The organism is Paenimyroides viscosum (assembly GCF_003858535.1).
GTDB lineage: Bacteria > Bacteroidota > Bacteroidia > Flavobacteriales > Flavobacteriaceae > Flavobacterium > Flavobacterium viscosum.
In genome coordinates this window covers 1-12,060 of record NZ_RQTJ01000049.1, presented here as the reverse complement: position 1 = coordinate 12,060, position 12,060 = coordinate 1, and the positions used below count along the sequence as shown (strand labels likewise).

General features: G+C 37.2%; 10 protein-coding genes and 1 pseudogene. 10 read left to right on the top strand and 1 reads right to left on the bottom strand.

Annotated features, from left to right (window positions below; all coding sequences use genetic code 11):
* The 9 genes and pseudogenes from EG242_RS15095 to EG242_RS14020 form a co-directional block, all read left to right on the top strand.
* Positions 1–130 (top strand): annotated as a pseudogene (locus tag EG242_RS15095) (dTDP-glucose 4,6-dehydratase); the annotation flags it as partial.
* Positions 131–283: 153 nt separating this feature from the next.
* Positions 284–763 (top strand): dTDP-4-dehydrorhamnose 3,5-epimerase, encoded by a 480-nt coding sequence (gene rfbC, locus EG242_RS14055; protein ID WP_124900495.1) that lies wholly within the window; start codon positions 284–286, stop codon positions 761–763.
* 140 nt (positions 764–903) lie between these two features.
* A complete protein-coding gene (locus EG242_RS14050) occupies positions 904–1,758 on the top strand; it encodes a helix-turn-helix domain-containing protein (protein ID WP_124900494.1) in 855 nt (284 codons plus the stop codon).
* A 269-nt stretch (positions 1,759–2,027) separates the two neighbouring features.
* Positions 2,028–3,350: a hypothetical protein gene (locus tag EG242_RS14045; protein ID WP_124900493.1), complete on the top strand. Its 1,323-nt coding sequence runs from the start codon at positions 2,028–2,030 to the stop codon at positions 3,348–3,350.
* Between the two features lie 60 nt (positions 3,351–3,410).
* Positions 3,411–4,451 (top strand): HlyD family secretion protein, encoded by a 1,041-nt coding sequence (locus EG242_RS14040; RefSeq protein ID WP_124900492.1) that lies wholly within the window; start codon positions 3,411–3,413, stop codon positions 4,449–4,451.
* Between the two features lie 11 nt (positions 4,452–4,462).
* On the top strand, positions 4,463–5,425 hold the full coding sequence (locus EG242_RS14035; protein WP_124900491.1) for a TackOD1 domain-containing metal-binding protein: 963 nt from the start codon (positions 4,463–4,465) through the stop codon (positions 5,423–5,425).
* Position 5,426: 1 nt separating this feature from the next.
* Positions 5,427–6,734: a glycosyltransferase family 2 protein gene (locus EG242_RS14030; protein ID WP_124900490.1), complete on the top strand. Its 1,308-nt coding sequence runs from the start codon at positions 5,427–5,429 to the stop codon at positions 6,732–6,734.
* Positions 6,735–6,854: 120 nt separating this feature from the next.
* A complete protein-coding gene (locus tag EG242_RS14025; RefSeq protein ID WP_124900489.1) occupies positions 6,855–8,885 on the top strand; it encodes an LVIVD repeat-containing protein in 2,031 nt (676 codons plus the stop codon).
* 507 nt (positions 8,886–9,392) lie between these two features.
* Positions 9,393–10,289 carry a hypothetical protein gene (locus tag EG242_RS14020; RefSeq protein ID WP_124900488.1) on the top strand — a complete coding sequence of 299 codons (897 nt, stop codon included), beginning with the start codon at positions 9,393–9,395 and terminating at the stop codon, positions 10,287–10,289.
* A gap of 210 nt (positions 10,290–10,499) precedes the next feature.
* Here EG242_RS14020 and EG242_RS14015 read toward each other — a convergent pair whose 3' ends face one another.
* Positions 10,500–10,877 (bottom strand): hypothetical protein, encoded by a 378-nt coding sequence (locus tag EG242_RS14015; protein ID WP_124900487.1) that lies wholly within the window; start codon positions 10,875–10,877, stop codon positions 10,500–10,502.
* 480 nt (positions 10,878–11,357) lie between these two features.
* On the opposite strand from EG242_RS14015, the gene EG242_RS14010 reads away from it, so the two are divergent.
* Positions 11,358–12,060, top strand: a 703-nt coding sequence (locus tag EG242_RS14010; RefSeq protein ID WP_124900486.1) for a dTDP-glucose 4,6-dehydratase, incomplete at its 3' end; no start/stop codon positions are given.

Sequence of the window (12,060 nt, the reverse complement as noted above, 5' to 3'; positions counted from 1 at the left end):
CTGGTACCCAAGCGTCACCTTTGAACAAGGATTGGCAAAAACAATCGACTGGTTTATGGATAATCAGGAATGGTTGAACAACGTAACATCAGGTGATTATCAGAAGTATTACGAAGGACAGTATAAATAGCGAAAAGGGAAATAGGGAAATAGGGAGAAAGTTAGAGTGTGATAAACTTAAAGAGCTTTTGTCATTCTGACGAAGGAAGAATCTCTTTTCATATAGCGTCTATCTGATTATATAGTTATTTACCCTTTTAACCATATACCCATTACAAAAACAATGAACATACAGGAAACAAAACTAAAAGGCTGTTTTATCCTTGAACCACGCAAGTTCGAAGACGAACGTGGCTATTTTTTTGAGAGTTTTAACGAAAAAACATTCAATGATTTAACTGGTACAAATACTCATTTTGTACAAGATAACCAAAGTTATTCCACAAAAGGAGTAATTCGCGGACTGCATGCACAAGCAGGAGCACACGCCCAAGCAAAATTGGTTCGAGTGCTAAAAGGCGAAGTAATCGATGTAGCAGTAGATGCCCGTCCCGATTCTCCAACATTTGGTCAGCATGTAGCAGTACATTTATCGGCAGAAAACAACAAACAGTTATTTGTTCCTCGTGGGTTTTTGCATGGTTTTTCTGTATTAAGCGAAGAAGCCGTGTTTTTCTATAAATGCGATAACTTCTATAACAAAGAATCAGAACAAGGCATTTTATACAACTCACCCGAATTAAATATTAACGTTACAAACTAATTAGCAATAGAACCCGGTACCCCACATCTAACACCTCTCCAATTTATTAAAAAAACATTAAAATTTTCCTTTCCCTTTTTAATACTTTATTTTATATAATAAATAGTATAAATTTACTGCCTAAATAACCTATTCATGCTATGTATCAAATAACGAAAGAATTAGACGCAGCCGGCTTCAGTATAAACACAGTTAGAACTGTTGTACTGAGAAATAATGGTGAACTTAGCTTCAAAACCCTTGAATATTTTGTTATATATATTTCGTTAAAGGATTCATGTATTGTTGTAGATGGGAATAAAATAAGGGTGAAAGCAAATCATTTGGCATATATTGCCCCGTTTAAAGACGTTGTTTACGATTCAGAATCTCCAGATGATATAATCATTGCCTTTTCATCTTCTTTTTACGAACGATCTGGAAAAGACAGCTTTATTTTAAATTCAGATCTGTTTTTTAACAGTCAGTATAATGTTTTTACCGCTCCAACCATCGGAAACGGAGCAGAGATCAAAAAACTGATCGTTAACAGGCTTGATCTGTATCGAGATAAAGAAATGGGCCTGTACATAGCTGTGGCGCACAATTGTGTAGAGATACTGCTGTTAGATGGGTTGTTGGGAATACAAAATCAGCTGGTTAAACCAGAAAAAATCAATTTTTCCTATATGGATGTCGTCAACAGATTCAGGGTACTGTTGCAGAAACACTTCAAGGAAGAAAAGGGTGTTTCGTTTTATTCAGAAAAACTAGGCGTTTCTTCTCAACGTTTGTCTGTAATGACAGAGCTGGTGTTGGGTAAAGGAGCAAAAAAGGTCATCGTACAAAAAGTTACAGACGAAGCTGTGAAGATGTTACAAAATTCCGTACTCAACATTTCAGAAATTGCTATGGATCTGGGTTTTGCAGACGAAGGTAACTTCAGTGCATTTATCAAAAAACACTATAACAAAACCCCAAGTGAAATTAGAGATACAAATCAGGTGTATTTATAAATTTACAAATTTTCAATGTTTTTTCACAAGTGTATTGTCTTTTAGTTGCAGTAATTTTGCACCGATATTTAGAATTTTAAAAATAGTCTTATGCAAAACGGTTATTAATCTATCGTTATCTTAGATTATTTATTACACGTTTTAATCCAAATAGTTCACTGAAAGTCTTTAAGAAATCGCAAAACCAAAAACGCGCTTACAGTATTAATTTTAAAATTTAAGCTGTTACATAAATGAAGTTATTCTTTTGTTTAGTTACAACTATATATATGTCGTATTCTGTAAATTCCCAGAATACCTCACCTTCTGTAAACGAACTGAATAGTTTGGTTAAAGAGTATAATTCACTTTTTTTTCATACAAAATCATTTGCAGATGATGTGCTTGTGCAGCCAGTTTCTAAAAACAACGGATTGCTGGCTGATATTGTTTCTGATACTGCTATTACAGCTAATAATAATTTCATTGTTGATAGAAATACCAGAATCACATATTCACAAACCGATTTCGGTCTTAAATGGGTTTCTGATGCTACCTACAACTTCAGCCCCGGTATTTCAGAAACAGAAGATGTTTTTTTCAGATCTCGGGTTTCAACCGGCTTAGACTGGGTAATTCTTGGCGAAGGCAGCATGCAGCGAAAAAAAGAAGCAAAACGCATCTTTAATCAGCAGTTTCGCAGAGATTCACTTCAGTTAAACCTTCAAAATAATTCGTTTAGCTTGCATAACAGGCAGCTGCTTTTACAGCATATATTCGATCTGCACCGTCTCGAAATTCTTAAAAAGTATCAGGAAATAGTACAGATGCAGGCAGCTTATCAAGATAAAATGCATCAGGCTAAGCTTGGCAGCAGTGCTGATAAAATCAGTGCCGATAACCAGTCGCAGGCTGTTAGCGGTATGATTGATGTTTACAAAAACTATCTGTCTCAAAATATTCCCGATCATTTGGTTAAACAATATTGGAACATTCCGTACGTAGATGCCGTTTTACCCGATCTGTCTTCAATAAATGCGGATAATCTTTTAAAGGAAGAGGAAGTATTGGTACAAATGCAGAAAGATCTTATAAGCAGTAAACAAAAACCCGGCGACAAGCCAAGTTTGCGTGCCAAGTTCAGATACAATTATTACGACAATGCAGAGCAAACCGGCAGATCGTTCGCAAGTGTAGGCGCGTCGTTGTCTGTACCTATCCGTTTTGGTAAAGACAATCAGTCTCTTGCGTACGAAATGGCTTCGTACGATAATAATCTGTATGCGGAAAAATTAAAATTAAAAGACAGGCTAATTGCACAGCACAAAGATTTCTATCTGTTAAAAAACAAGCTGTTTCAGCTGCAAAACGAAATTTCGTACGTTGAAGCACTTTTAAAGAACGAAACAGAGGTTTATCAGCAACAGAACAAAAATTTCAGCCCTGCAAAATACATAGAGTATGCCGGTATGCTGGTTCAGAAAAAACTGGCTGTGTTAGATGTAAAGGAGCAGTTGTGCGAAAAGTATGTGGTATTCCACACATTAAACGGTATAAATAATAATGAGAAGATTAATCCGTCTAAAGAAAATACCGACTATTCGGAAAGATGATTTCAAAACAATTGGTTGAAAGCCTTGTACGATTTTTTAACCGTTACAAATATGTTTTAAATGAATATTAAATTTGATAAAAAGGTTGTTTCGCAACCCGATATAAAGCCCGAACAAATTAAAAAACGCCGTTGGGATCGCTGGATTTATCTGGCAATCCTAATTTTTCTGGTACTGTCATTCATTAAATGGTTAACCACACCCTGGTTCTTTAACTTTGCGCACGGTGTGCTGTTACAGCAGCAGTACGATGTACAGTTTGCAAACGATATCCGCATTCTAAAATACAACGTAACAGAAGATCAGCAGGTTAAAGCAGGCGACACCCTGTTTCTGTACGAACGTTATGGGGGTGAACGTACACCTTATGGGCAGGATTCCTTAAAAATGGAACTAAAAAACAGAGAAGACGGTTATTCACTTATAGCCATAAACAGTCAGATCAAGAAAAGAAGACTGTTATTAACAGATCTTGAAAAAAGGTTGAAATATTGGAAAGCTGAAAGGCTGCAGAAAGAAAAACTGGTTTATCTTAATGTAATAACAGCCAACGAACTGGCAAATGTAGACCGATCTATAGACGATGTTCAATACCAGATTGCAACTTTAAAGGCAGAATACCAGGTACTTTTAAATGAACAAGAACAGATGAAGTTCGGATTACAGGGCAGCAGCGATCTTAATCTTAAAAGTTTGAATGCAGCACACCAAAAAACTGCGTTTACAGCTCCGGTCGGCGGCAGGGTAGACAGATTACGTATTCCCGTACAACAAATTTGCTACAGGCAAGATAAGGTAATGTCCATCATACATCCCGAATATTATGTAAGGGCTTATATAGATGTGGAAGATCTTGACGAATTTAAAGTAGGCGATCACGTAGTTGTTGTACTGCCTTACGGATATGAGAACCTGCAAGGAACCGTACAAAAAATACATGCGGTTTCAGAACTCAGGGAAGAAGTGGTTTCAGAAAACACACTAAGCGATCAAAAACACGGTATAGTGGTGCATATCGTACCGGCAGCTAAAAAGGGATGGGATAAACTTACGGTAAGCAATATTCCGGTAAAGATTAGAAAAGGAAGAATTAATTTATAAAACATAAAATAATGACAGACACCGTAATTGAAATTCATGGAAAAAAAGTGCTGCTTTTAGAACATGCCGTAGAGCACGATGTTCTGCCAGATCCGTGCAATTGCGATATCTGGGTGATAAATCACAGCGATGAGTGGCTGGTACGCAGATTTCTGCGCCGCATAGTTCGTTCAAAAAATATAAAAATGTACTTAAAACCGGTCTTTTTGCAGAAAGAGTTTAAAAAGTTTTATGCAACAAAAGACTATCACTTAAAGTATTTGAGTGACGGTTACATTAAAGGGCTCGACATTATCGAGAAAATACCGCTTATAGAACAGGTAAGTTCTTTTATTGAGAAATATGCAGACAAAAGAAATCACGAAAATTTTACCGAGAACGATTTCTTTATTCAAAAAACATTTGACTACTACTATACACGCAAAAAAAGAATTACCCCCGTTTTAAAGCACAAATCGTTAACAGGTTATTCATATCCGCGCATAGAAACCTATTTTTATAACAACCGCGAAGCGTTTATAAATTCGCGCATGCTCTTGCAGGAAGCCTTTACAAACAATTGGCTTAGCAGACATTATGTAGATACCAGCCATCTGTGCCATAATTGCAGCAGCGGCTTCCTTAACTATAGGGAAATATGCCCTAAATGCAGCCACCATAACCTTAAGGCAAGTAACCTGATTCATCATTTTAGATGTGCTTATGTGGGGGTAGAAAAAGATTTTATCTTTAAAGATAAAATGGTGTGTCCCAAATGCTCGTCAGAACTACGAAATGTAGGTGTAGATTATGACAGACCCGGTAAAATATTCAACTGCAAAAATAAAAAATGCCAGCACGAGTTTCAAGATGCACCCGTGGGTGTACACTGTGTAGATTGTGAAACAGAACAGGCTCCGCACGAATTGGTTGTCCGTAAAATTTACGAATACGAAATTACTGCGCAAGGTATGCAGATAGGCCTGCATTTATAATATGGCAAATTTCTGGGAAACCTACTTTTATATGTGGCACCGCCTGGACTGGGGAACAGTCATGCGGTGGGGCTGGTATATCTTTTTACTTGATATACCCCGTTTCTTCATTGTAGAAGGGGTTGCACTATTTTACAGCAGAACCAAACGAAACCGCACCAAAGGTGCCTGGGAAAGTGCACGACAAGCTTTGTTACAAGAAAATCCGCTGGTAACCGTTTTGGTTCCGGGGCATAACGAGGGTAAGCATTTGTACAAGCTTATTCAGTCAATGAAAAAGCAAACGTATAAAAACATAGAATTAATCGTTGTTGACGATGGTTCTACAGACAATACGGCAATAATTGCCCGTTCGTTTGAACGTACCGGCGATATTACCAGATTTATCTCTGCAGAAGAAAGAGGGGGTAAGGCTTCGGCAGCAAATCTGGGGCTTCGATATTCCAAAGGCAAATACATTGTGCATCTCGATGCCGATTCTTCTTTGGAAGCCGATGCGGTCGAAAAAATACTCATCCCTTTTTACAGGTACAAGAATGTAGGTGCCGTAGGCGGTAATCTGGTGGTTCGTAATCAGGAACAGTCGCTTACAACAACCATGCAGTATCTGGAATATTTGCAATCTATAAACGTAGCCCGAATCGTTTTGTCGCAACTTCGTATCTACAAGATTATTTCGGGTGCTTTTGGTGCTTTTCCCAAACATGTTTTAGATCGTGTAGGCGGGTGGGATATAGGTCCGGGGCTCGATGGAGATATTACGGTAAAAATACGTAAGATTGATTACCGCATTGTGTTTGAAGAAGAAGCGGTCTGCAAAACCCATGTGCCTGCAACTTGGAAAGCCTTAACAAAGCAGCGGCTGCGCTGGTCGCGTTCATTAATACGCTTTAGGATAAGGAAACACAGAGACATTTGGATGCCCGATAAAAATTTCAGGTTTTCCAATTTCTTTGCGTTCTTTGAAAACATTTTTTTCGGACTGGTGCTCGATGCGCTTTGGGTATTTTATATGATAAAGATCCTGGTGGTAGATCCGAATTTTCTGCTGGTATGGTTTCCTTTTAAATATTCCATATATCTTATTCTGGCGTTCGGACAGTTTTTCTATTCGCTTGCCATAAGTAAAAACAGGTATCAGGTATGGTCTAAAATTATGTACGTTCCGCTGTATCCTATCTATATGGGGTATTATATGCGCATTGTGCGTACCATTGCTTATATTGATGAGCTGCTCTTTTTTGATTCGTATAAAGATAGTTGGAATCCGCAGAAAACATCCGCAAAAGCACGCGAACACGACATGTAGCGTAAAAAAAATAAAAATTCACAAATAAAAACTAAAAATTCAAAGATAACGTTATTATAAATGCCAGTAACTTTGCACAACATAAAACACTCGTTATTAAAATAACAACAAATAGTAAATATGATTGAAAATAAATTCAAATTGGGCTTTTTAGCGGCTTCGCTATTAATTACGGTAGCAGGCTGTTCAAGTGACGACAACGTAGACGCAACTGCTTCTCAGGAAGAAAATGGTGTGTTAAGTAATTCAGAAATGAAACTTACCTACGGCAGCAAGTTACTTGGAAATTACATGTCTTTAAAAAATTCAAGAATAACGTTTAACAGATTTTCAGACGCATCACAATCACAGGCAGTAGCACAGGCTCTTAAAACAGTAAACAGCTACCAGCCCGATTTAACAAATGCGGTTGCTTTAACAGGCAACCAGTCGTATACCATTAATGCTGGGGATAAATATTACATTCCTGCAAACAAAACTTTTACGGGTGGGATAAATTTTAATGGTGCCGGTACACTTATTATTTTGGGTAATTTAGGCGGATCTTCTAATATCAACGTTCCTAACGGTGGAATAGTAGATGTTGCTCCTTCTGGTAGAATAGAAAGTACATCAAACTTTCATTTAAACGGTGGTTCAACACTTAACAATTACGGTAATGTATCATACAACAGTCAAACGGTAGACGGTACAGTGAACAACTATAACGAACTGGTTTTCACTAAAAGCTTAAGCTTAAACGGCAGTTCGGTTGTAAACAACAACTGCAGTATGGTATTCAACGGTTTTACTCAATTAGATGCAGCACTTAACAACGGTGGGTTTGCAGATTTTAAAGCAGGTTTCCATATTAACAGTTCGGGTAACCTTGTTTTGGCTACAGGATCGCTTACAGATATCACGGGTGGAAACATCACGGTAGACGGTAAAATAAAAAATACTTCAAACGGTTTTGCACGTATCGATATTTCAAATATTGCAATTGTAGGCAATATGAATGCTACACCGGCTTTCGAAGGAAAAATAGACATCAATACCACAGCAACAATAAACAGCAGTAAAATAAACAGCGATGTTACTTTAAATGCCAATACGTTTATCGCTGCAAACAGCTGTACTCCGCAACGTGGTTTAGCTGCTTGTGACGACAGTGTGTTACAGTTTACGCTGGCTGCAACAGTTCAAAGTCCAACGGTTAACGGGGCAGTATTAAGTGCAACCGATGTTAAGGTTGTAAACGGTAATGCCTATGTATCATACCATACAAACGATGAGGTTTACGGTGATGCAGCAAACGGCTCGGTTCGTATCTTTAATGTTCAGAATCAGCAGGCACCTTCGTTAACGGCACAGGCCGATTTCAATAATGCAGAATTCAACGGAATCGATGTTAGTGGCAGTAAAGTTTATGCAGTAGGTGGTAACAAGGCAGGTTCTCGTTTAATGACCACACCTTTAACTGCCGGTGCATTCAATACAAACGATTTGTCTGTATTTACTACACATAAACTTCCAAGTATAACCGGTAAAAACAGTTTTGTTCACAACAATATGTTATGGTTGGTAGCAGGTGCAAACAATGGTGGTTTGTTTAAATTAGATCCGGCAAATGGTTTTGCAGTAACAGATCAGTTCTACAGTCAGGGTGCAAGAGCCAAATATGTGGCTCAGAACGGAACGTATCAGGCATTCTTCGCAGTAGAAGGTAGTGGTGCTTATTTAAGAATCGCTAATATCGATGGTACAAATCCGCAGGAATACCGTTACCCAACCCTGGCACAAACAGTGCAGGATGGTAAAAACGTAATAACCATGGACGATGAGTATGTATATGTAGCATTAAGCGATAAAGGTGTGGCTAAATTCTCGTTACAGAACGGTAGTCTGGTAAGCCATTTTGTACCGAACGATTATCGTATAAACGGTTCAAAAGTATTTAAACAAAACGGTTACACCAACGGTGTGGCAGTTAACGATTGTTATTTGTATTTGGCAAACGGTGCAGACGGTGTAATCGTGTTAAACAAAAATTCGTTCAATGTGGTAGGTCACTTCAGCCTGGCTGAATCTGCTAACTACATTTATGCAGACAACGGATTGCTTTTTGTGGCAACCGGTCGTAACGGTTTAAATATCATTAAAATAAATTAATATATTTTATAAGTTATTTTACTAAAAAGGTTTAATCATTATGATTAGACCTTTTTTTATTTTCAATCAAAACAAGGTGACTATGTAATGTCGATACATAAACAAGTCACCACAGATTAAATGATTTACACGAATTTATCTACTAACACAATTTATAACATCCAACGTTAAACATCCTGTCCCGACCATCGGGATTAAACAAACGAACCACAGATTAAATGATTCACAAGAATTTATGTGTTATTACCACGGTCAAACGATTCAACAAATAATCAAATAAACACCTCAACGAGAACAAGCACCCAGCACCAAACATCAATCAACAATATACATTCAGCAGAATAACCGCCACAATCCCAGTTACTTGATAAAATTCAAAATTTAGAGTGCTTTTTATCAGCTTAAAACCATTAAATCTTCTAAATTTGCAGCACATCTGTAATAGCATAAAAATGTTATTTTTATGATTGTTAGCAGTTATTTGTTACAAAATTTTAAATATTATATATGATGAGACTATTCCTTTGTTTAGTTGCAAGTATTTACGCAGCAACCTCGTTTGCAGCAGGCGGTTCGGTTTTAGGAGAACGTTGCGTACAGTTTAAAAAAGAAGGAGCTACGCCTTCTTACAGACAGTCAGTGAAAGTGTATAATAATACAGATCAGACAACTTTACCTTTAAACATTCCAAGTTATTTCTTTAAAAAAGCTTTAAAAAATCCGCAGTACAATTTAGGATCTACCTATATGTGGAAAAGTGCTTTTGAATCAACTGTTAACGATACGCTTCTAAGTCAGTTAAACAAGTATGGAATAGATACGTTATTGCTATCGCCTGGAACTAACGGAATTAAAATTACCGACTTTTTAACCAAGGCACAAAATCAGAGCATACACGTTTCGCGCTTGCTAAGTGAGAATTCTTATGCAAAAGATGCCAACGGTGTGCAAAAATTAATAGCAAAAATGCAGACGTTACAATATGATTTCCCAGGACTTCATTTAAATATAGAACCGCATACCTTTGCTGATTATAAGGCAAATATCCCTTTTTATACTGCACGCATGGACAGTATTTATGATGTGGCAAAACAATGGTGCGACCCTCGAAATATGAAGTTAAGTGTTAGTATTCCAATGCATCTGCCTATACAGAATGCAACTTTTCTTGCCAATAATAACATCACGGCATACATAATGGCGTATGAAAATACCGATCAGCAAAAATTATTGACACGCACACAGCTGTTAAGAACTACCTTGGGAAATAATTATGTATGGGTGATAAGGGTAAGTGATTTTGCTACACAGCAGGATTTGTTAGATGCTGTTGCTTACTTAAATGCAAACGGAGTTTCAAGAGTAGCACTCTACGACTTTTCTACCGTTAGCACTATGTTCTGATAGAATCGAGAGATATAAAAACAATTAAAGGTTACACTGCGGTGTAACCTTTTTTGTTAAATGAGTATATACAGCTAACATACACCACCCAATATTTCCATTTTACATTTTCCAAAGTTAACATCGAATCAACACCCGAGGGACAGTGTCCCGAACGGAACGCAGTTAAATCAGCGAATAGGCAAATTCGCCTAGCTTTGGTTCCAATTCCTACCTGTGCATCCTATCTGCAGTAGCAATATCCCATTCTGTTAAAACACAGTTGTATTTAACTCCCATTTCAATTTTCGCCAAAAGCACTTCCCTAATTTCGAACTCGTTATTCGTCAATTTCTGGGTACTTCCGGCAATCTCATATTTTTTATCTTTATTTAAATAATAATTTATGCGATCACCTGATTCTGCCAGTTTAGAAGCAAATTTATCTCCGTTACGCCCATAGGTAGTGGTAAAGGTAAACGTAATGGTTAAACCTGAAGCTGATGGCAATTCGCTGTGGAAAAGATTCTTTATTTTTATATCCAGATCAGTTTTTTCTATTCCCGAAAGTTTGGAATTAGTGTGCGTGTTAAAAAACGTTAGTTTCATTTGTGTGCATAATTAAAATAATGACTATCTAAAGCGCTAATTTTATTGTGCATAAGTGTATGTAAATATAATGTAAAAATTTAAGAAAAAACTGAAAATGATGGTAATTTGAAACTAATTTCTCACCATTTCTAAACATCAATAACTAAACGATTCAACAACTCAACAGTTCAACAACTCAACAGTTCAACAACTCAACAAGTCCATAATCAACCTTAAACCTTAAACGTTAAATGTTAAACTTCAAACCACTTAACCACAGATTAAATAATTTACGCGAATTTATATATTAATTTCACGGTTAAACACATCTTATCTCGATAGTCATCGGATCAACGGTTAAACGATTCAACATTTCATCCACTACAATATACAGCAATACATTATACAGTAAAATGCACCCATCATCAAACATTTTTCCCTTTCCTCCATCTAAAAAAAATTCTATCTTTGAACAAAATTAGCTAAGCATAACATAATATGAAGCAGACAATTCTTATTACCGGAGGGGCGGGATTTATAGGCTCACACGTTGTTCGTGAATTTGTAACCAAATATCCCGACTATACCATTGTGAATCTAGATGCCTTAACTTATGCAGGTAATTTAGAAAATCTAAAAGATGTAGATCATTTACCAAACTACCGTTTTGAAAAGGTGGACATCTGTGATGCGGCTGCTGTTTTAAAGGTGTTTCAAAAATACAATCCCACCGGTGTTATTCATTTAGCAGCCGAATCGCATGTAGATCGTTCTATTGCAGACCCATCAGCCTTTGTAATGACAAATGTAATTGGTACGGTTAATCTATTAAACGCCGCTCGTGAAATATGGACTGATGCTTCAACAGGCTCAGCACAAGGTTACAAAGGCAAACGTTTCCATCACGTATCAACCGATGAGGTTTTTGGTGCTTTGGGTAGTGAAGGTTTCTTTACAGAAGATACTAAATACGATCCGCATTCGCCTTATTCAGCGTCAAAAGCGGCTTCAGATCATTTTGTACGTGCGTACCACGATACTTATGGCATGCCAATTGTTTTAACAAACTGCTCAAACAATTACGGTCCCAACCATTTTCCAGAAAAATTAATTCCGTTGTGTATCCACAACATCATCAATAACAAACCGCTGCCTATTTACGGCGATGGTAAATATACCCGTGATTGGTTGTTTGTAATCG